Source organism: Streptomyces sp. NRRL B-24572 (assembly GCF_002156145.1).
GTDB classification, from domain to species: Bacteria; Actinomycetota; Actinomycetes; order Streptomycetales; family Streptomycetaceae; genus Streptomyces; species Streptomyces vietnamensis.
In genome coordinates, this window is record NZ_MWIG01000059.1 from 1 (window position 1) to 20,751 (window position 20,751).

Consider the following 20,751-nt stretch of genomic DNA (forward strand, 5'->3'; position numbering starts at 1 on the left):
GGCTTCTGGGAGTCCGACTCGACGCGGACGACGAGTCCGGAGTCGCCCAGGACGACCCGGTCACCGGCCCGCGGGCCGTGCACGGATCGTACTCGTACGGGTCCATGTGCCGGCTGCTGCCGGGCGAACAGTGATCGCTGTGTCTGGTGGGCCTGCTCATCGCTCCGCCCCTTCCGTTCCGAGGTAGCCGCAGGCTGCGGCGCGCTTCAGGGCCTCTTCCTTCGCGCCGGGCGCGTCGAGCGGCCCGTCGACCAGGCCCGCGAAACCGATCGCGATCCGGTCTCCGCCCATGGGCACGAGTCCGACCTCGACGACGGCGCCGGGGTCGAAGCGGGTGGACGACCCGGCCGGGGCGGCGAGCCGCATGCCGTACGCGGCGGCCCGGTCGAAGTCGAGGCGCGGGTTGGCCTCGAAGAAGTGGAAGTGCGAGGTCACGCTGACCGGGACCGCGGCCGCGTTGCGAACCGACAGGGTGATCAGCGGTTCCGGCTCCGGCAGGGTCTCCGTGTGGGGCAGAACGGCCCCGGGGGCGCCGTCGTCGTGCTCCACCTCACCGAAGGGGGCACTGATGACGGCCAGCCGGGTGCCGTCGTCGAACACCGCCTCGACCTGGATCTCCGTCACGACGTCGGTGACTCCGGGGAGCACGTCGTCCGGGCCGAGGACAGCGCGGCCGCGGTCGAGTGCCTCGGCCAGGCGGAGGCCGTCACGCGCGGCCTCGCACACCGTGTCGGCGATCAACGCGGTCGCCTCCGGCACGTTGAGCCGCAGTCCGCGCTCCAGGCGCGTCCGCGCGAGCTGGGCGGCGGTGAAGAGCAGCAGCCGGTCCCGTTCGGTGGGGGTCAGAGGCATGTCGCCCCCTGGCTGTAGGGCCTGGTCGGACGCAAGGTGTCCCGGTCCTTTCCACGAAGTGTCAGAGGGGTTCAGGGCGTTCACTGTGACACTGACTGAAATATCAGTCAAGACTGTGGTCGGCATCGGACCAGGACGTGGCCGTGGACGGCGGGGATACCTCGGTCAGAGGGTGCCGCGGTCAGACGGGCGGCATCAGATCGCTCTCGCTGACGGTGTACGTCAGCGAGGGGTACACGAAGTCCGTTTCTTCGTTCTCGCGTCGTCGCAACTGGTAGAACTCGCGCCTCTGCTCGTCGTCGGCCGGCATGAGCCGCGCACCCTGCGGGAGGTACGCGTGCCCGTCGCGGAACCGGACGAAGGTCTTCGACGTCCGGAAGGTGACGCCCAGCCATGGGTTGTCCGCCGCCTGCGCGGGTGCGTCCCACACGATTTTGTGCCTGAGTCGCCGGTTCGAATCGACCGAGAACGCGACGATGCCGTTGTGGGCGAGGGGGATCTCGAACTTCTCGTCACCGGGCCCCTTGGGTTCGAAGACGAGCTTCCTCTGCGGACTCGCTTCGGGATGCCGGTAGCAGGAGAAGACGGCGATGAACGAATCGTCGGCCAGATCGAGGGCTTGGTCGGAATGTCCGCCCATGGTTCTGTAGGCGTTCGTGTAGCACTCGACGAGCGCGTTGTTGAAGCCGACCGGAAGCGCCGCACGTTCTTGGACCTGTTGCGCCAGCCGTTCGTGCACCGCCCGGAAACGCTGCGCCGGGCTGCCGTACCGGGTGGTGGTGCGCACGAGGGGCACACCGCCCGCCTCGTCGACCTTGGCGAGGACGGCGCCTCTCCGGCCTTTTCCTACGTCTTCCAGGCGCACCGACGCGGACAGCCCGGCAAAGAGGTCCTCCCCGGCCGGAAGGGCGAACGAGAGGATCTCATCCGAGATCCTGGACTCGGGGGGCAAGGTAGTCTCCCGTGTTCATGCTGAAGAGGAATTCTTCGCCGTAATCGATGAAGGACGAGGTCCTGTTCTCCTCGGCGTACAGCCTGCGCAACTCGTCGATGCCGGCCGGTGTGGGCGGTCCCAGCTCCACCAGGCCTCCTGCCGCTTTGAGGAACGTGTGGCCGTTCTTGTGGACGGCTTCGGCGCTCGAACACCGCACCACGTATCCCAGGCGGGTCGGGAGCGACTCGGCGTCCAGCGCCGAGGGCCGGATCTCGTGCGTGTACAGACGGTTGGTGGACAGCGGCATGAAGAACACGGAGCCGGGATGGAGCGTCACGGTGAACTGCGCGGGGAGCACGGCCCCGTCGCGTTCCGCCATCGGCTCCTTGAGGCGGAAGTGGAGCCTGGTCAGCCCGCTGACACCCCTCAGCCCGTAGTCGAAGGCGTCGTCGGCCAGGGGCTGCAGTTCGTCGAGCCGGTCGTAGAAGGTGCAGAAGGCCATGATGCCGTTGACGGGCATGTCCTTCGTCTTGTCGGCGTGGGACGAGATCTTGGCCTTGGACTGCTTCCGCTCGGTCGTGGCACGGGTGTTGTGGTAGATCTGCGCGAGGACGTGATTGAGCGGTGCCGGGTCCCGGAAGACGGCGGAGGCCTCGCGGTTCAGCTCCCCGACGATGTGCGTGTCGGTCGGGCGGAAGCCCTCGGTCGGCCCCGAGAGGTTCGTGGAGCACCTGAGCAGGCGGAAATGCAGTTCGTCACCGTCTCGCACGACGGGCGTCAGATAGATTCCGCTGCGATGGGCCGTTCCGGGCTTGGTGGACTCCGTCAGGGACTGGAACGCGTGCTCCGTGCTGATCCGCCCGAAGTGATCGGTGTCGAGTTCGAAGAAGCGGCGGTAGTACACGCCGACGCCGTGCACGCGGAGGGGAACTCGCCCGAGGCCGACGGGGGTCCAGGGTTCGTCGGCGCGCTCGTGGTAGCCGTGCGACAGCTCCCAGACGACGAACACCCTGGCAGCCACGCGCAGTTGACGGCTGTCGATCCCGGATACGTCGCCGCACAGGTAGACGGTCTTCTGTGCGAGGTCGGACGCACCGGAAGCGAGGTCCTCCGGACCGATCACCGACCCGAAGAAGTCCTTGATCACGTCATCGTCCCGCAACGCCGGAGGCGCGACCAGGATGTTGTTCGCATCCTCGAGGCGGGCTTCCGTCGCGGGCCGGCCGTGCCGCCCGGGCTCGTCACGCAGGTACCGCGTCACGGGCGGCCCAGCCGTTCGACCTCGGCGTCGATGGCGTCGCTCATCAGGGTCCGGGCGTGGGCGATCTGGAGCGTGCCGCTGAGCCAGCGCATGCTCAGGCCCTCCATGAGGGCGGTGAGCCGTTCGGCGGACGCCGCGAGGGCGACGGCCGGGGCCGTCGGACGGACCTGTCCGAGCAGGCCCGCGACCTCATGGATCCAGACCTGCGTGGCGCGCGCCAGGTCCTCGCGCAGGAGGTCGTCGAAGACGGCGCTCGCCCTCAACTCGCCCCAGGCGCTGCTGTTCTCCCTGACCTCGGTCGAGTCCTGGAGTTCGAGGAGGAGCGTCTGCTCCAGTTCCTCGCGCGGGCCGAGCGGTTCGGCGTCCGGGTCGCGGTGGGTCGTGTAGCGATCGGCGCGGTCGCTGATGAACTCCAGCGTCTTGCTCAGGATCCCGGCGCGGTCCTTGAAGTGGTAGTAGATCAGCGCGGTGGACACGCCGGCCTCGGCCGCGAGCTCCTCCACGCGCAGGCCGCGGACCCCGCGCCGGGCGATCACCCGGGCGGCGGCTTCCAGGATCTGAGTACTGCGAGACGCCATGGCCCGAACCTTACCGGGCGCTTCCCGTCGCCTCCCAGGTGACCGGTCGCCGCCGGGGCGGGCGGCGACCGGTGTGTCAGCCGGTGCCGTCCGGTCAGACGGCCGGGGGAACGACCGGCTGGGACTGGGTGGCGCAGTGGATGCCGCCGCCTCCGGTCGCGATGTTGTCGATGTCGAGCTGGACGATGTTCCGGCCGGGGTAGGCGGCCGCGAGGATGTCGTACGCCACGCCGTCGGCGTAGCCGTCGCCGAACTGCGGGACGAGTACGGCGCCGTTGGCGGTGTAGTAGTTGGTGTAGCTGGACAGGAAGGCGCTGCCCCTGTCCTTGCCGCGGATGCGGCTGCGGTCCGGGCCGGGGAGCTCGGTGACGGTCAGGCGGCGGCCCTGGGCGTCGGTCGCGCCGAGCAGGATCTGCTTGGTCTCGTCGTAGACGGCGACCCACTTGGGGTCGGTGCCGGGTCCGGGCTGGTCGAGGATGACCTGCCCGGGTGCGACGAAGCGGGCCAGGCAGTCGATGTGGCAGTCGGTGATGTCCTGCCCGGCGAGTCCCGGTACCCAGATCACCTTGTCGATGCCGAGCGCCGACTTCATCGCCTGCTCGACCTGGTCCTGGGTCATGCCCGGGTTGCGGTTGGCGTTGACGAGCGAGCTGACCGTGGCGAGCAGGGTGCCCTGGCCGTCGGTCTCCAGCGAGCCGCCCTCCCCGACGAACCCGGCCTGCACGCGCGGGATGCCGTACTGGCCGAGCAGGGTCGCGGCCGCGGCGGCGTCGTTGGCGTAGGGCTGGTAGTAGCTCGTGCCGGTCTTGCCCCAGCCGTTGAAGTTGGTGTCCACGCCCGCGACGGCGCCGGGGGCGACCACGAAGGTGGGGCCGAAGTCCCGGATCCACAGGTCGTCGTCGGCTGTCTCGACGACCTCGATGCCGTAGTAGGCACCGGCTCCGCACATGTACCGTGCGTCGGCCGCCTGTTCGGGGCGGGCGAGCACCACGACGGGCTCGTAGCGGGAGATCGCGTCGGCCACGCGCGCGATGTCACGGCGGACGCCGGCGAGATACGTGCCCCAGACCGAGGACAGGGCGGGCCAGGCCATGAAGGTCCGTACGTGGCGGTCGTGCTCCGCGGGCATCCGCAGCGTGGCGCCGGAAGGGCCGGTGGCGGCGCGGGCGACGGTGGGCAGTGCCGACCCGAGGGCCGCGAGCGGCAGAGCTGCCGCGCCGATCTGGAGCAGCCGGCGTCGGGACGTCGTGGGCGTGTCCATGGGACTCCTGCCTGGGGGGAAGGGGCGGGTGTTGCACGCAGGATGTCGCAGACTGAAAATTCAGTCAATGATCGTGGGATGATGACTGAAGATTCAGTCACTGTGTGACACTGGTGGTTCAGACCACTCACGAGGGGGATCACGTGGCGACGGACCGCCGAAGGGCCATCCTGGAAGCCGCCGCGCGCGTCATCGCGCGGCGCGGGGTCCGCGGGCTGCGCATGGAGGAGCTCGCGACCGAGGCCGAGGTGTCGACCGCGCTGATCTACTACCACTTCAAGGACCGTGCCGGCGTCCTGCGCCACACCCTGGAGTTCATCAGCGAGCGGGCCGACCGGTACACATCGGGGGGAGACGGCGCCGCCGGACCGTGCGACGCCGGGGAGGAGCTGGAGCGGTCCCTCCTCCTGGAGTTCCAGGACGTTCCCGAGGTCCGCGAGAACAGCACGGCATGGGGCGAACTGCGCGCCAGCGCGATCTTCGAGCCCGAGCTGCGCGAAGATCTGGCCAGGGCCACGCTGGCCTGGATCCACGATGTCGCGGACCTCCTGAGCCGCGTCCGGCCCGCGGCTCCCGCGCCGGTCCTCACGGCGTCCGCGGAGCGGCTCACCGGCCTCCTGGAGGGACTCAGCACACGCTGGCTCAGCGGCGCGCTGCCGCTGGCCCATGCCCGCGAACTGGTGCGGGAGGCGGTCTTCGTCGAGATCGAGCGGCTGGATACCGCCCCGCCCGCGTCACTCGGCGGGCAGTAAGCCGCTGAGGCTCCGCAGGGTGGGTTCGCGGCGGATGTCGATGTGGGCGTAGGCGAGGGCCTCGGCGAGCTGCGGCCGGCCGGAGTGGACGGCGTGGCAGAGCTGTTTGTGCTCCTCGCAGTGGACGCGGGGTCCTGTGCCGGCGGAGGTGATCCGGAAGAGCCAGTGCATCAGGCCGAGGGAGGGCTGGAGCGAGGCCTGCAGCAGCCGGTTGCCGGTCATGGTGACGATCTCGGCGTGGAAGGCGGTGTTCGCGGCGGCGATGTCGTCGGCGGAGTCGCGCCGGGTGGCTTCTTCCGCCTGGTCCATGATCCGTTGCAGGGCGGGGTGTTCGCCCCCGGGTGCGGCGGTCTCGGCGGCGCGGCGGGCAGCGAACACCTCCAGGCTGAGGCGCAGGTCGAAGAGCTCGTCGACGTCTCTGAGGGTGAGGCGGCGCGCACTGGCTCCGCGCCGGGGCGAGACCGTCGGCATCGTCGGCGAGTCGGGCTCCGGGAAGACCGTCACGAGCCAGGCCCTGATGGGGCTGCTCAAGGACACCTCGGCCACCGTCACCGGGCGGATCCTCCTGGACGGGCAGGATCTCGTTCCGCTGACGGAGGCGCAGATGCGTCCCTACCGCGGCAGGAGGATCGCGATGGTCTTCCAGGATCCGCTGTCGGCGATGCATCCCTTCTACCCGGTCGGCGTGCAGATCGCCGAGGCGTACCGGGTGCACAACGACGTCTCGAAGAAGGCCGCGGCGGCGGTCGCCGTCGACATGCTCGGCCGGGTCGGGATCCCCGATCCGAAGCGGCGCCACGCGGCCTATCCGCACGAGTTCTCCGGCGGCATGCGGCAGCGCGCGATGATCGCCATGGCGCTGGTCTGCGAACCCGAGCTGCTGATCGCCGACGAGCCGACGACCGCGCTCGACGTCACCGTGCAGGCCCAGATCCTGGACCTCCTGAACGAGCTGCAGGCCGAGACCGGGACCTCGGTGATCCTGGTGACGCACGACCTCGGCGTGGTCGCCGAGGTGTGCCACCGGGTCGTGGTGATGTACGGCGGGGAGGGCGTGGAACAGGCGACGGTGGCCGACCTGTTCGGCGCCCCCCGGCACCCGTACACGCAGGGGCTGCTGGCCTCGATGCCGTCGCCGGCGGGCACGTCCGGGCGGCTCACTCCGATCCCGGGCTTCCCCCCGTCGCTGCTCGCGCTGCCCGAGGGCTGTCTGTTCGCCGACCGCTGCCCGAGGGCGCACCTGGTGCCCGACGGGGCCTGTACCGACCGGCGGCCCGTGCCGGCCGGCCCCGAGGGGCACCCGTCGCGGTGCCACCTGAACGCCCAGGAGGTGGCCCGATGACGCCGCTGCTGCAGGTCACCGACCTGACCAAGCACTTCCCGATCCGCTCCGGCGCCTTCAGGTCCGGCGGCGGAGTGATCAAGGCCGTCGACGGCGTCGGCTTCTCGGTCGACGCGGGACAGACCCTCGGGCTCGTCGGGGAGTCCGGCTGCGGCAAGTCGACCACCGGCCGGCTGCTCATGCGGCTCCTGGAGCCCACGTCCGGGAGCATCCGGCTCGACGGCCGGGAGATCTCCGAACTCCGCTTCTTCCGTCCCGGGCCCGGGGACGAAACTCGCCGCCGCCCTGATGCGTGACCTACAGTGCGGCTGTGCCGTCATACAGCATTGGGCAGGCAGCACAGCTGCTCGGAGTGAGTTCGGAGACCGTCCGCCGGTGGGCCGACGGTGGCAAGCTCGCCATGGAGCGGGACGGGGCGGGCAAGCGGGTGATCGAGGGGACGGCCCTGGCCCGTTTCGCGCGCGAGCGGGGCGCCGGGCTCCACGCGGTTCCGGAGGACGACGTGTCGACCTCCGTCCGGAACTCCTTCGTGGGGATCGTCACGGGGGTGAAGGCCGACGACGTGGCCGCGCAGGTGGAGGTCCAGTCCGGCCCGCACCGGCTGGTCTCGCTGGTGACGCGGGAGGCCGTGGAGGAGCTGGGGCTCGGCGTCGGGGTCACGGTGACCGCCCGGGTGAAGTCGACGAGCGTGCACATCGACCTGCCCTGACCGTTTCCGGCGCGCGGACCGTCAGAGGCAGACGCGCGGGACCGTCAGCGGCAGACGCGCGGGACCGTCAGAGGCAGAGCAGTGCCGCGCGCATGTCCACCTTGTGTTCGAGCCGTGACAGGTCCCGGCCGGTGAGGACCTCGATGCGTTCGATGCGGTAGTGGACCGTGTTGACGTGGACGTGGAGGGCCTCGGCGGTCCTCGCCCACGAGCAGTCGTGCGCCAGGAAGACCTCCAGGGTCTCCAGGAGCATCGTGCTCGACCCCCGGCCGGCGCCGAGGAGCGGTCCCAGGACGGTCTCGCGGTACACGTTCCGTACGTCGACGGGGATGCCGGCCATCAGCCTGCCGAGACCGTCGAGGTCACCGAGTCCGGCGACGCGAGGTGCCGACGGCGACGCGGTGCGGGCCGCGGCCAGGGCGTAACGGGCCTGGGTCAGCGCGGTGTTCAACCCCTCGGGTGCTGCGGCGGGCGCGCTCACACCGGCGTGCAGGGTGGTGTCGGGGCCGCAGGCGTGGATCAACGGCCATGCGTCACCCAGCCCTTCCCGTACGCCCGGCGCCGTCTCCCCGCCGTGCGCGACGACCGCGACGGTCTCACCGCCGGGACCGTCGGCGACCGCGAAGGCGACGGACGGCAGGTGACGCAGTGCCTCCGTGAGCGCGGCGACGCCGGCGGCACCGCCTTCCCCGTGCGGCTCCGCCGCCGTGACGACCACGGTGTACGCGTCTGCGTCGGCGAGGCCGCACGAGGCCAACGCGCCCCGCACGCGGTGGGCGTCGAAGCGCGGGGCACCCACCGCGTCCACGAGCTCCGTGAACGCCGCACCGCTCGCCGCCCGGTTCCGGTCCTGCCGGCGCCGGTGACGGCCGAGGAGTTCGGCTATCTCCTGGAGGACCCGCGGGGGCACCTGGCCCGCCTCGGGCAGGTGGAGGTGCCAGGTGTCGTAGACCGTGCCGTCGGTCTCGACGCGTACCGTCGTACCGTGGTCGCCGCGCACGAGTTCCGCGGCCCGCCGCGCCGGCAGCTCCGCCCGGGCGGCACCGGTCCGGGCGACCGTGCGGCCGCTGCCGGTCAGCAAGTGGCAGGCGGGCGTGCCGAGATGGGCGAACGCCCGGACGAGCAGCTCACCCGCCGTCGCACCGTTCTCCAGCGCGCGGTCGAGGTCGAGGCGGACGTTCTCCGGCAACGCGAAGTGGTCCGTGGGCCGTCGGCTGAGCTCGCTCCACTGCCGGAGGTAGACCGCTTCGGTGATCGTGCGGAAGGTCGTGTGCGCCGGCACGGCGATCAGGGGGACGCGGTGCGCGCGGCACGCCTCGGCCAGTTCCCGCGGCACCTCCCCGTGGGTCTCCTCCCCCGCGAGCAACGCCACCGCGCCCGCCTCGCGCAGAGCGGAGACGAAGCGCTCGGTCTTGTCCGGCTCTCCGTCCCGGCTCCACCACACGAGTCCGCTGAGGACGATCTCCCCCGGCTGCAGGAACCGCGCCGGATCCTCCAGGTCGGTCGCCGTCACGCCGCCGATCTCCTGGCCGAGCAACGCCTCGTCGCCCCAGACGAGGGAGAGGTCCAGACGGTCGAGACGGAGGAGGTGGTCGACGTGCATCAGAGGCTCCTAGTGCGGTCGCGGGGCAGGCCCGCACTCACATTCACGAGGCGAATACGAGACAAGGCATCGTAGATGCCAGAGACCGAACGCAAAACAGCTCTTGGTTGATTCTCCAGGGCACGGCTCGGCGAGGTGGACGTTTTCCGGCTTCCCGTCCAGTCGTGCCGCCGTTCTCCCCCGGCTTCACTGGCCTGAAGGCACCGGTCGGAGTGCACCGGTCGGAAGGCATGGGGAGAGATGGACCTGAACACGATCGCGGACGTGAGGGACGCGCGCCGGCACGAACCGTGGCGGCCGGGCGATGCCTGGCTCGGCGGCGGGACGTACCTCTTCTCCGAGCCGCAGCCGCATCTGCGCCGGCTGGTCGACCTGAGCCGGATGGGCTGGGAACCGCTCACCCGGCACGAGGACGGTTCGCTGGAGATCGCGGCGACGTGCACCGTCGCCCAGCTGTCCCGCTTCGGGCGGCGGTTCCTGGAGGCTCCCGCGGCACCGCTGTTCGAGCAGTGCTGCCGGGCCTTCCTCGCCTCGTTCAAGATCTGGAACATGGCGACGGTCGGCGGGAACCTGTGCAACGGCCTGCCCGCCGGGCCGATGATCTCGCTCACCGCCGCGCTCGACGGCACGTGTCTGCTCCGGGCACAGGACGGGGCGCTGCGCGAGGTGAAGGTCGTCGACTTCATCACCGGCGCGGGCGTCAAGGACCTCGCGGAAGGCGAGCTGCTGCGCTCGGTGACCCTGCCGGGCCGGGCTCTGGAGTGCCGTACGGCGTTCCGGCAGGCCTCGTTGTACGGCCTCGGCCGTTCCGGCGCGCTGGTCATCGGGACGCTCGACCCGGTGGACGGCTCGCTGACGGTGACGGTCAGCGCCGCGACCGTACGGCCGTTCCGGTTCTGGTTCCCGCTGCCGCCGGACGCGGACCGGTTGCGTACCGCGATCGACTCCGCGGTCGCGCCCGCCGAATGGTTCGACGACATCCACGGACTGCCCGAATGGCGACGGCACATGGGCCTGCGTCTCGCCGAAGAGGTCCGCCGCGAACTCACCACGTCCCCCGGCCCCGAGGAAGGTTCCCGATGAGCTTCGAACTCCACGTCAACGGCCGTCCGTTCGACACCGAGCCGCGCGGCGGCCAGTGCCTGCGCACCTACCTCCGCGAGCGCGGCTGGTTCGGAGTGAAGAAGGGCTGCGACGCCGGGGACTGCGGTGCCTGCACCGTCCACGTCGACGGCGAGCCCGTGCACAGCTGCCTGTATCCGGCCGTACGGGCGGAGGGCCGCTCCGTCACCACCGTGGAGGGACTGGCCTCCCGGGACGGCGAACTCCACCCCGTACAACAGAGGTTCCTCGACGCACAGGGGTACCAGTGCGGCTTCTGCACCGCCGGATTCCTGATGACGACGGCGGCCCTGGAGGCGGAGCGAGACTCCGCGCACGACGACGGCAAGCTCGACGACCTGCCCCGCGCCTTCAAGGGAAACCTCTGCCGCTGCACGGGCTATCGGGCGATCGAGGACGCGGTGCGGGGCGTGCGGCACACCGAACGACCCTGCGCGGGACAGGCGGTGGGACGGAACGTCGGCGCGCCGGCCGGTCCGCAGGTCGTCACCGGCACCGCCCGCTACACCTTCGACGTCGAGGTCCCCGGCCTGCTCCACATGAAGCTGCTGCGCTCGCCGCACCCGCACGCCCGGATCGTCGCGATCGACACCGCGGCCGCCCTGCGCGTCCCCGGAGTGGTCGCCGTCCTCACGCACGAGGACGCACCGGCGACGCTGTACTCCTCCGCCCGCCACGAGCACCCCACCGAGGACCCCGACGACACCCGGGTCCTGGACGACGTCGTCCGGTACGTCGGCCAGCGGGTCGCGGCGGTCGTCGCCGACAGCGAGCGGGCCGCCGAGGAGGGCTGCCGCCGCATCGAGGTCACGTACGAGGAACTCCCGTACGTCATCGACCCGGAGGAGGCGATGCGCCCCGGCGCACCCGTCGTCCACGCGGGGAAGGGACCGGAGGCGCGCATCGCCCGGGTCGAGAACAACGTCGCGGGCGAGGTCCACGGCGAGATCGGCTCGGTCGAGGCCGGCTTCGCCGAGGCGGACGTCGTGTACGAGGAGACCTTCCGCACGCAGCGCGTCCAGCACGCCAGTCTGGAGACCCACGGCTGCGTCGCGTACTTCGAACCGAAGGAGGACGGCAGCGGGGAGCGGCTCACCGTCCGCTCCTCCACGCAGACCCCGTTCCTCACCCGGCGGGCGCTCTGCGCCCTCCACGGTCTCCCGGAGGACGAGGTGCGGGTGGTCGCGGGCCGGGTCGGCGGCGGCTTCGGCGGCAAGCAGGAGATGCTCACCGAGGACGTCGTCACCCTCGCCGCCCTCAGGCTGCGCCGGCCGGTGAAGCTGGAGTACACGCGGGCCGAGCAGTTCTACGGAGCGACCACCCGGCACCCCTTCACCATCGGCATCAAGGTCGGGGCGCGCAAGGACGGAACGCTGACGGCCGTCCGGATGCGGGTCGTGTCCAACACGGGCGCGTACGGCAATCACGGTCCCGCGGTGATGTTCCACAGCGTCGGCGAGTCCTTCGCCGTCTACCGCGCCCCGCACAAGAAGGTCGACGCCTACTCCGTCTACACCAACGTCGTTCCGGCGGGCGCCTTCCGCGGGTACGGCCTCGGCCAGGTCACCTTCGCCGTCGAGTCCGTGATGGACGAACTGGCCCGGCGCCTCGGCATGGACCCCCTCGTCTTCCGCGAGAAGAACGTCATCGGGCCGGGTGAAGCGATGCACAGCCCGATCGGCGAGGAGGACCTGCACATCGCCTCCTACGGACTCGACCAGTGCCTCTCCGTCGTGCGGAAGGCCATCGCCGAGGACCGCAGTACGGAGGAAGCCCCCGAGGGCTGGCTGGTCGGGCAGGGCACCGGCATGGCGATGATCGCCACGGGCCCGCCCGGCGGCCACTACGCCGACGCCCGCGTCTCGCTCCTTCAGGACGGCACGTACGACGTCGCCGTCGGCACCGCCGAGTTCGGCAACGGCACCACCACCGTCCACCAGCAGATCACCGCCGGCGCCCTGAACACCACCGAGGACCGCCTCACCGTCCGCCAGTCCGACACCGACGTCGTACGGCACGACACCGGGGCCTTCGGCTCCGCCGGCACCGTCGTCGCCGGCAAGGCCGTCCTGCTCGCCGCGACCTCCCTGGCGGAACGGCTGCGCACCCTGGCCGCCCGGCACACGGGGGTGGCCCGGCACCTGTGCGTACTCGGCGCCGAGTCCGTGGACTGCGCCGGACGGACGGTCACCCTCAAGGAACTGTACGAGGCGGGGCACGCCCTCGGCGCCACGGACGAACTCGCGGCCGACGGCCACTGGGGCGGCTCACCGCGCTCGGTCGCCTTCAACGCCCAGTGGTTCCGCCTCGCCGTCGACCCCGCGACCGGGGAGGTCCGCATCCTCCGCAGCGTCCACGCCGCCGACGCCGGCAAGGTCATGAACCCCATGCAGTGCCGGGGCCAGGTCGAGGGCGGCGTCGCCCAGGCCCTCGGCGCCACGCTCTTCGAGACCGTACGGGTCGACGACCGCGGCGAGGTCACCACCGCCGCCTTCCGCCGCTACCGGCTCCCCCAGTACGCGGACGTCCCGCGCACCGAGGTCCACTTCACGGAGACGTCCGACGCGATCGGCCCGCTCGGCGCCAAGTCGATGAGCGAGAGCCCCTTCAACCCCGTCGCCCCCGCGTTCGCCAACGCCCTGCGCGACGCCACGGGCATCCGCTTCACCGAGCTGCCGGTGACCCGCGACCGCGTCTGGCTCGCCCTCGACCGGAAGGCACGGAGCGCGGGCCGATAGACCGGGAGGACGGCGAGGATCCCGACACCGCCGGCACCCAGCCCGTCGTCCCTTCCTCCAAGCCGCCTCGCATTCGCCATGGAGACTCGAACGACTTTGTTGCAGATGAGCGAGATTACGCCCTACGGTGTCGCATATGCAGTCCTACACCACCGGGCAGGCCGCACATCTGCCGGGCGCAAGCCCCGACACCGCGCGGCGCGGTGCCGACGCGGGCCGGAGCACCCTCCGGGCCGCGTCGGCACCACCCGGTCTCCCGCCTCACCCGTGAGGCCGTGGAGCAACGGGGACTGGAAGTCGGCATGCAGGCCACCGCCCGCGTGAAGTCGACCAGCGTGCACATCGACCGCACCTGATTCCCCTCACGCAGTACCGCAGGACCATCGGCCGTCGGCGCGGCCGGCCTCCCACCGCACTTTCCGCTCGTCCCCCAAGGAGTCCAGACCCCATGTCCCTCGCCCTCACGCCCGCCAGACGCCGTACGGCCGCCGCCGTCCTCACCGCCGCCCTGCTCGTCCCGCTCGCGGCCTGCTCGTCGAACGACGACACCGAGAAGGACACCGCCGGCTCCACCGCCTCCGGCTCGGCGGGCGCCGCGCCGAAGGCGAACCTCACCGTCCTCGCCGCGGCCTCCCTCACCGACGTGTTCAAGACGGCCGGCGCCGCCTACGAGAAGTCCCACCCGGGCACGAAGCTCACCTTCTCCTTCGCCGGCTCGCAGGAGCTCGTCGCCCAGGTCTCGCAGGGCTCGCCCGCCGACGTCCTCGTCACCGCCGACACCAAGAGCATGGACAAGGTGAAGGCCGACACCGGCACCCCGACGGTCATCGCGAAGAACCGGCTCGTCATCGCCACCGGCAAGGGCAACCCCTTCAAGGTCGACGAGCTCAAGGACCTCGCGGACACCAAGCTCAAGGTCGTCCTCGCCGCGCCTGAGGTGCCGGCCGGCAAGTACAGCAAGAAGATCCTCGACGCCCAGAAGATCACCGTGAAGCCGGTCTCCCAGGAGCCGAACGTCCGCGCGGTGCTCAGCAAGGTCGAGCTGGGCGAGGCCGACGCCGGGCTCGTCTACAAGACGGACGCCGAGAGCGCGAAGGACAAGGTCGACGCCGTCGAGATCCCGGACGCGCAGAACGCGGTCGCCCAGTACCCGGCGGCCACCCTGAAGGACTCGAAGAACGCCGAGGCCGCCGCCGCGTTCGTCACCTGGCTGTCCTCGCCCGAGGGCCGGAAGATCCTCCAGGACGCCGGCTTCCAGAAGCCGTAACGGATCCGGGGTCGCACGGAGCGTGAGGACCGCCCGTATCGGGGGAACGGGCGGCCTCAAGCCGATCGCCGGCTCCCCGAGCCGCCCGCCGCGGAGCGGCCCCTCCTGCTCCAGGAGGGGCCGCTCGTCCGTCGCACCGGGATGAACCGATGATCCGGTGGAGGGAAACCTCCAGGTCAGAGTGCGCCGACGATGTCCTCGACCCGGGCCTTCGCGTCGCCGAAGAGCATCGCGGTGTTCTCGCGGAAGAACAGCGGGTTCTGCACACCCGCGTAGCCGGAGGCCATCGAGCGCTTGAAGACGATGACCTTGTTGGCCTCCCAGACCGTGAGGACGGGCATGCCGGCGATCGGGCTGCTGGGGTCCTCCGCGCCGGCCGGGTTGACCGTGTCGTTGGCGCCGATGACGAGGACGACGTCGGTGTCGGCGAAGTCCTCGTTGATCTCGTCCATTTCGAGGACGATGTCGTACGGCACCTTCGCCTCGGCGAGGAGGACGTTCATGTGGCCGGGCAGGCGGCCGGCGACCGGGTGGATGCCGAAGCGCACGTCGACGCCCTTCGCCCGCAGCTTCGAGGTGAGCTCGGCGACCGGGTACTGCGCCTGGGCCACGGCCATGCCGTAGCCGGGCGTGATGACCACCGACCGGGCCGCGCCGAGGAGTTCGGCGGCCGCCTGGGCGGTGATCTCCTGGTGCTCGCCGTAGTCGACGTCCGAGCCGGAGGGCGCCTCGATGCCGAAGCCGCCGGCGATCACGGAGAGGAACGAGCGGTTCATCGCCTTGCACATGATGTACGACAGGTAGGCACCGGAGGAGCCGACAAGCGCGCCGGTGACGATCAGCAGGTCGTTGCCGAGGAGGAAGCCGGACGCCGCGGCGGCCCAGCCGGAGTAGCTGTTGAGCATCGAGACGACGACCGGCATGTCACCGCCGCCGATCGAGGCCACCAGGTGCCAGCCGAGGGCGAGCGCCAGGGTCGTCACGACGATCAGGAGCCACAGCTCCGGAGTGATCACGAACCACACGGTGAGGGCGACGAACAGGGCCAGCGAGCCCAGGTTCAGCACGTTCTTGCCCGGCAGCACGAGCGGCTTGGAGCTGATCTTCGCCGAGAGCTTCAGGTAGGCGACGATGGAGCCGGTGAAGGTCACCGCACCGATGAACAGGCCGATGAACACCTCGGCGTGGTGGATGCCAAGGGTGCCGAGCGCGTCGAGGGCCTTGGCCTCGTGGCCCTCGGGGTCGTGCTCGACGTTCAGGAAGCCGTTCCAGCTGACCAGCACGGCCGCCAGACCGACGAAGGAGTGCAGCAGCGCGATCAGCTCGGGCATGCCGGTCATCTCGACGCCCCGGGCCCGCTGCAGACCGATCAGTGCGCCGATCAGCATGGCGACGGCCATCAGGCCGAGGCCCGCGCTGCTGATGTCGTCGTCGATCGCGAGCACGATCGTCGCGACGAGGGCGACGCCCATGCCGAGCATGCCGAAGGCGTTGCCGAGCCGTGCGGACTCGTGCTTGGAGAGTCCTGCCAGCGCGAGGATGAACAGCAGCGCGGCAACGAGGTAGGCCGCCTGAGCGGCGATGGTCGCAGACATGTCAGCTCCGGTTGAACATGGCGAGCATGCGACGCGTCACCGCGAAGCCGCCGAAGACGTTGATACTGGCCAGAAGGATCGCCACGGACGACAGCACCGTGACCGCCGTGCTCGAATGCCCGATCTGCAGGAGGGCACCGACGACGATGATCCCGGAGATGGCGTTCGTCACCGACATGAGCGGCGTGTGCAGTGCGTGGTGCACATGGCCGATCACGTAGTAGCCGATCACGATCGCGAGCACGAAGACCGTCACGTGGGGCAGCAGCGCCGCCGGCGCGAACCCCGCGGCCAGGAACAGCGCCAGCGCGCCGACGGCCACACCGCCGAACCTCTGCTTCGCCGTCATCGGCACCTTCACCGGTGAGGGCTTCGCCTCGGCCGCCGCCGCGGGGGCCGGGGCCGCCGAGACCTGCACCGGCGGGGGCGGCCACGCCGACTCGCCCTCGCGTACGACGGTGATCGAGCGCTGCACCGGGTCGTCCCAGTCGAGGACCAGGCAGCCGTCCTTGTCCGGCGTCATCAGCTTCAGCAGGTTCACCAGGTTCGTGCCGTACAGCTGCGAGGCCTGCGCCGGCAGCCGGCCGGCCAGATCGGTGTAGCCGATGATCGTCACGCCGTTCTCGGTGACGACCTTCTCGCCCTTCACGGTGCCGACGACGTTGCCGCCGTTGGCGGCGGCCATGTCGACGATCACCGAGCCCGGCTTCATGCTCGCGACCATCTCCGCGGTGATCAGCGTCGGCGCGGGGCGGCCGGGGATCAGCGCGGTGGTGATGACGATGTCGGCCTCACGGCACTGCGCGGCGTAGAGCTCGACCTCGCGCGCCTTGTAGTCGTCGCCCATCTCCTTGGCGTAGCCCGTCTTCGAGACCTCGACCTCGGGGGACTCGATCGACAGGTAGTCGCCGCCCAGCGACCGGACCTGGTCGGCCACCTCGGGCCGCGGGTCGGTCGCCCGTACGATCGCACCGAGCGAGCCCGCCGCACCGATCGCGGCCAGACCCGCGACGCCGGCGCCCGCGACCAGCACCTTCGCCGGCGGCACCTTGCCCGCCGCGGTCACCTGGCCGGTGAAGAACCGCCCGAACTCGTGCGCGGCCTCGATGACGGCCCGGTAGCCGGCGATGTTCGCCATCGACGACAGCACGTCCATCGACTGCGCCCGGCTGATGCGCGGCACGGCGTCCATCGACAGCGCCGTGAACGGCCGGCGGCCCAGCTCCTCGACCATCGCGGGGTCGAACGCCGGGGCGAACAGCGCGATCACCGTCGCCTCCGGCCGTACTCCGTCCAGCTGAGCGGGGCTCGGGGCGTTGACCCCGAGGACCACGTCCGCGGCCGCCGCGTCTCCGATGGTCGCACCGGCGGCCTCATAGGCGCTGTCGGTGAAGCCCGCCGCGACACCCGCGCCGGAGTCGACGACCACCTCGTATCCCAGCTTGCGGATCGGTTCGATCGTGGCCGGTGTGGCCGAGACGCGGTTCTCACCTGCCCGCGCTTCCTTGAGGACTCCGACAATCACGAGTGTTCTCCGTTCGCTGCAGTTGCCGTCGACGACTGTTCTCTGCTTCGGCTCTGATTCGAGTCTCGACCCGATCAGATTCGGTCCGCTCCCACGTCGACCGGAAGCGTGCCGGCGCTGTCCAATGCCACACCACTCCCCCTACCCATCGCGAGTGACCGCTCCGCGGCACGGCGAACTCACCGGGGCCCCTGGTCGAAGATGGGCTCACGTTAGGGGTCCCCGGTCTCCCCACGACACCGGCGGCCCAAAGGGGATAGGTCATATTGACGCGCGACTCGTCACGCTCCTACGCTCTCCGCCCCGTCGGAGATCAGGCGCGGGGGCGCGGGTCCTCGTCGTACGCGTGGCCGTCGGGCGCTGTCGACGCCCGCGCCGCGCGCGCCTTCGCCTGCTGCCGCAGCTCGCTCTTGGCCAGGGCGTTCCTGTGGACCTCGTCCGGGCCGTCGGCGAACCGCAGGGTGCGGATGTGGGCGTACATGTTGGCGAGCACGAAGTCCTGGGAAAGACCGCCGGCCCCGTGGACCTGGATCGCCTTGTCGAGGATCCACTGCACCGTCGACGGGGTCGCGATCTTGATCGCCTGGATCTCGGCGTGCGCGCCCTTGTTGCCGACGGTGTCCATCAGCCACGCGGTCTTGAGCACGAGCAGCCTCAACTGCTCGATGCGGATGCGCGATTCGGCGATCCAGTCGCGGATGACGCCCTGATCGGCGATCGGCCTGCCGAAGGCGACGCGCTCCTCGGCGCGGGCGCACATCAGCTCGACGGCCCGCTCGGCGATGCCGATCGAGCGCATGCAGTGGTGGATGCGACCCGGGCCGAGGCGCGCCTGGGCGATGGCGAAGCCGTCGCCCTCGCCGCCGATCAGGTTCGCCGCCGGCACCCGTACGTCGGTGAAGGACAGCTCGGCGTGACCGCCGTGCTCGCGGTCGTCGTAGCCGAAGACCTCCATGCCCCGGTGGATCTCGAAGCCGGGGGTGTCCCGCTCGACGAGGATCATCGACTGCCGGCGGTGCCGCTCGGCGTCCGGATCGGTCTTGCCCATGACGATGAAGACCTGGGCATTGGGGTTCATCGCGCCGGTGATCCACCACTTGCCGCCGTTGATCACGTACTCGTCGCCGTCACGGACGATCGACGTGCCGATGTTGGTGGCGTCGGAGGAGGCGACGTTCGGCTCGGTCATCGCGAACGCCGAGCGGATCTCACCGGCGAGCAGCGGTTCCAGCCAGCGCTTCTTCTGCTCGGGGGTGCCGAACATGTGCAGCACCTCCATGTTGCCGGTGTCCGGCGCCGCGCAGTTCATCGCCGGGGGCGCGAGATGCAGGCTGCGCCCGCTGATCTCCGCGAGCGGGGCGTACTGGAGGTTCGTCAGGCCGCCACCCTCCTCCCCCGGCAGGAAGAGGTTCCACAGTCCGCGCCTGCGGGCCTCGGCCCGCAGCTCCTGGAGGACCGGGACCGAGTCCCAGGCCCAGGGGTCCTTGAGTTCGGCCTGCTGCTCGTGGAAGACCGCCTCGGCCGGGTACACGTGCCGGTCCATGAACTCGAGCAGGGAGGCGCGCAGCTCCTCGGTCCTGGTGTCGAACCGGAATTCCATCAGTACGTCTCCTTCAGTGCGGAAAGGCCGGCGTCGAGCAGTGGACCGACGGCCTCGCCGAGGGTCTCGAAGCCGTCCCCGACCGTCTGGCCGCTGCGGTGGCGGTAGTGGATGCCCTCGATGATCACGGCGAGCTTGAACGCCGCCAGGCCGAGGTGGAAGCCGAACCGGGACAGGTCACGGCCGCTGCCCGCGGCGTAGCGCTCGATGGTCTCGGCCTCGGTGAGGTAGCCGGGCGCGCCCGCGACGGTGCTGACGCCGGCGTCGTCGCCGGTGACCTCGCCGAGCCGGTTGTAGACGACCATCAGCGCGAGGTCGGACAGCGGGTCGCCGAGCGTGGCCATCTCCCAGTCGAGCACCGCTGTCGCCCGGTCGTTCCCGTCGACGAGGAGGTTGTCGAGCCGGTAGTCGCCGTGCACGATGCCGGTCGCCGACTCCGCGGGCACGTCGGCGGAGAGCCGGCGGTACAGCTCCTCGGCCGCCGGGAGGTCCCTGCTGTACGAGGCGTCCAGCTGCTTTTTCCAGCGGCGGACCTGGCGCTCCAGGTAGCCCTCGGGGCGCCCGAAGTCGGCGAGACCGACGGCCGCCGGGTCCACCCGGTGCAGCATGACGAGGGTGTCGACGAGCCGCTCCGAGATCAGCCGGGTGCGCTCCTCGCCGAGGGGGACGAGCTCGGAGGCGAGCCGGTACGGGGTCCCCTCGCAGCGTTCCATCACGTAGAACGGCGCTCCCAGGACCTCGGGGTCGTCGCAGAGTCCGAAGGTCTCCGGCACCGGGACCGAAGTGTCGCGCAGCGCGCTCATCACGCGGTACTCGCGGCCCATGTCGTGGGCGGTCGCGAGGACGTGGCCGAGGGGCGGTCGGCGGACGATCCAGGTGGTGGTGCCGTCGGTGACCCGGTAGGTCAGGTTGGACTTGCCGCCGACGACCAGCGTCGCCGACAGGTCGGTGCCGGCGCCGGGGACGTGCGCGGCCAGCCAGCCGCCGAGCCTGTCCGGGTCGAGGCCCGGGGTGGGGGTGGGGCGGCCGGTCATCACGGCACCACCACGGTGACGGTGTCGGCCACGCACACCGGCTTGTCGCCGCCCTCGAGCTCGATGGTGATCCGGGTGACGACCTGGTAGCCCCCGCTGCCGGGGGTCACTTCGAGGAGCTCGACGCCGGCCCGTACGCGCGAGCCGACCGGGACCGGTGCGGGGAAGCGGACCTTGTTCGCGCCGTAGTTGACGCTCATGCGCACGCCCCGCAGCTCGTACACCTCCCAGCACAGCATCGGGAGCAGGCTGAGCGTGAGGTAGCCGTGCGCGATGGTGGTGCCGAACGGGCCCTGGGCGGCCTTCTCCGGGTCGACGTGGATCCACTGGTGGTCACCGGTGGCGTGGGCGAAGGTGTCGATCTGCTCCTGGCTGATCGTGTGCCAGTCCGAGTGGCCGAGGTGGGTGCCGACCGCCTTCTCAAGGTCGGCCATGCCGTCGAACGTCCGTGGGATGGTCATACGGGAGCTCCGTTCCTCGTGGGGCGCAGCCCCGGGACGAGCGCGGCGAGCGCCGCGCGGGTGGAGGGGGCGTCGACGTGCAGGTGGGCCCGCATGCCGACGGCTCGCGCGCCGAGG

General features: G+C 70.9%; 17 protein-coding genes and 3 pseudogenes. 8 read left to right on the forward strand and 12 right to left on the reverse strand.

All coding sequences use genetic code 11. The annotated features are described in order from the left end of the window. Positions 1–156: 156 nt before the first annotated feature. The 5 genes from ureA to CCN56_RS03790 form a co-directional block, all read right to left on the reverse strand. Positions 157–852, reverse strand: a complete 696-nt coding sequence (ureA, locus tag CCN56_RS03770; RefSeq protein WP_086823580.1) for an urease subunit gamma — start codon at positions 850–852, stop codon at positions 157–159. A 181-nt stretch (positions 853–1,033) separates the two neighbouring features. Beyond that, positions 1,034–1,804, reverse strand: coding sequence for a hypothetical protein (locus CCN56_RS03775; RefSeq protein WP_086823584.1), 771 nt, complete (start codon positions 1,802–1,804; stop codon positions 1,034–1,036). Continuing rightward, a complete protein-coding gene (locus tag CCN56_RS03780; RefSeq protein ID WP_256961717.1) occupies positions 1,776–3,047 on the reverse strand; it encodes a hypothetical protein in 1,272 nt (423 codons plus the stop codon). Before CCN56_RS03780 ends, CCN56_RS03775 begins: the two co-directional genes overlap by 29 nt. Further along, entirely contained in the window at positions 3,044–3,625 is a 582-nt protein-coding gene (locus tag CCN56_RS03785) for a TetR/AcrR family transcriptional regulator (RefSeq protein WP_041132614.1), read from the reverse strand. Before CCN56_RS03785 ends, CCN56_RS03780 begins: the two co-directional genes overlap by 4 nt. A gap of 94 nt (positions 3,626–3,719) precedes the next feature. Beyond that, positions 3,720–4,886, reverse strand: a complete 1,167-nt coding sequence (locus tag CCN56_RS03790; protein WP_086823588.1) for an agmatine/peptidylarginine deiminase — start codon at positions 4,884–4,886, stop codon at positions 3,720–3,722. A gap of 143 nt (positions 4,887–5,029) precedes the next feature. Between CCN56_RS03790 and CCN56_RS03795 the strand changes: the two genes are divergently transcribed. Beyond that, positions 5,030–5,638, forward strand: a complete 609-nt coding sequence (locus tag CCN56_RS03795; RefSeq protein ID WP_086823591.1) for a TetR/AcrR family transcriptional regulator — start codon at positions 5,030–5,032, stop codon at positions 5,636–5,638. Here the strand turns inward: CCN56_RS03795 and CCN56_RS03800 are convergent. Next, positions 5,621–6,169: a GntR family transcriptional regulator gene (locus tag CCN56_RS03800; protein ID WP_256961718.1), complete on the reverse strand. Its 549-nt coding sequence runs from the start codon at positions 6,167–6,169 to the stop codon at positions 5,621–5,623. The two genes, CCN56_RS03795 and CCN56_RS03800, sit on opposite strands and share 18 nt — an antisense overlap. On the opposite strand from CCN56_RS03800, the pseudogene CCN56_RS03805 reads away from it, so the two are divergent. The 3 genes and pseudogenes from CCN56_RS03805 to CCN56_RS03815 form a co-directional block, all read left to right on the forward strand. Further along, positions 6,090–6,980, forward strand: a pseudogene (locus CCN56_RS03805) (ABC transporter ATP-binding protein); the annotation flags it as partial. The gene CCN56_RS03800 and the pseudogene CCN56_RS03805 overlap by 80 nt on opposite strands. Next, positions 6,977–7,276 carry an ABC transporter ATP-binding protein gene (locus tag CCN56_RS03810; RefSeq protein WP_086823597.1) on the forward strand — a complete coding sequence of 100 codons (300 nt, stop codon included), beginning with the start codon at positions 6,977–6,979 and terminating at the stop codon, positions 7,274–7,276. The pseudogene CCN56_RS03805 and the gene CCN56_RS03810, both read left to right, overlap by 4 nt. Before the next feature lie 14 nt (positions 7,277–7,290). Continuing rightward, positions 7,291–7,689, forward strand: a complete 399-nt coding sequence (locus CCN56_RS03815; RefSeq protein ID WP_086823620.1) for a molybdopterin-binding protein — start codon at positions 7,291–7,293, stop codon at positions 7,687–7,689. A gap of 67 nt (positions 7,690–7,756) precedes the next feature. Here the strand turns inward: CCN56_RS03815 and CCN56_RS03820 are convergent, their stop codons facing one another. Further along, entirely contained in the window at positions 7,757–9,292 is a 1,536-nt protein-coding gene (locus CCN56_RS03820) for a PucR family transcriptional regulator (protein ID WP_086823600.1), read from the reverse strand. A gap of 240 nt (positions 9,293–9,532) precedes the next feature. Here CCN56_RS03820 and CCN56_RS03825 point away from each other — a divergent pair, with 240 nt between their 5' ends. The 4 genes and pseudogenes from CCN56_RS03825 (at position 9,533) to modA (ending at position 14,419) form a co-directional block, all read left to right on the forward strand. Continuing rightward, positions 9,533–10,375: a xanthine dehydrogenase family protein subunit M gene (locus CCN56_RS03825; protein WP_086823602.1), complete on the forward strand. Its 843-nt coding sequence runs from the start codon at positions 9,533–9,535 to the stop codon at positions 10,373–10,375. Continuing rightward, on the forward strand, positions 10,372–13,152 hold the full coding sequence (locus CCN56_RS03830) for a molybdopterin-dependent oxidoreductase (RefSeq protein ID WP_086823604.1): 2,781 nt from the start codon (positions 10,372–10,374) through the stop codon (positions 13,150–13,152). The genes CCN56_RS03825 and CCN56_RS03830 overlap by 4 nt, the downstream gene beginning before the upstream one ends. Positions 13,153–13,288: 136 nt before the next feature. Next, positions 13,289–13,508, forward strand: a pseudogene (locus CCN56_RS43835) (TOBE domain-containing protein). 92 nt (positions 13,509–13,600) lie between these two features. Beyond that, a complete protein-coding gene (gene modA, locus CCN56_RS03840) occupies positions 13,601–14,419 on the forward strand; it encodes a molybdate ABC transporter substrate-binding protein (protein ID WP_086823606.1) in 819 nt (272 codons plus the stop codon). A gap of 176 nt (positions 14,420–14,595) precedes the next feature. Here modA and pntB read toward each other — a convergent pair whose 3' ends face one another. From pntB to CCN56_RS03865, 5 genes and pseudogenes are all read right to left on the reverse strand, one after another. Further along, positions 14,596–16,014, reverse strand: coding sequence for a Re/Si-specific NAD(P)(+) transhydrogenase subunit beta (gene pntB, locus CCN56_RS03845; RefSeq protein WP_086823608.1), 1,419 nt, complete (start codon positions 16,012–16,014; stop codon positions 14,596–14,598). A 1-nt stretch (position 16,015) separates the two neighbouring features. Beyond that, complete coding sequence (locus CCN56_RS03850) at positions 16,016–17,539, reverse strand: Re/Si-specific NAD(P)(+) transhydrogenase subunit alpha (protein ID WP_086823610.1); 1,524 nt, start codon at positions 17,537–17,539, stop codon at positions 16,016–16,018. 394 nt (positions 17,540–17,933) lie between these two features. Next, positions 17,934–19,139 (reverse strand): annotated as a pseudogene (locus CCN56_RS03855) (acyl-CoA dehydrogenase family protein); the annotation flags it as partial. Then, positions 19,139–20,173 (reverse strand): phosphotransferase family protein, encoded by a 1,035-nt coding sequence (locus CCN56_RS03860; RefSeq protein ID WP_086823614.1) that lies wholly within the window; start codon positions 20,171–20,173, stop codon positions 19,139–19,141. The gene CCN56_RS03860 and the pseudogene CCN56_RS03855, both read right to left, overlap by 1 nt. Beyond that, a complete protein-coding gene (locus tag CCN56_RS03865) occupies positions 20,173–20,634 on the reverse strand; it encodes a MaoC family dehydratase (protein WP_218779392.1) in 462 nt (153 codons plus the stop codon). Before CCN56_RS03865 ends, CCN56_RS03860 begins: the two co-directional genes overlap by 1 nt. Between the last annotated feature and the right edge of the window lie 117 nt (positions 20,635–20,751).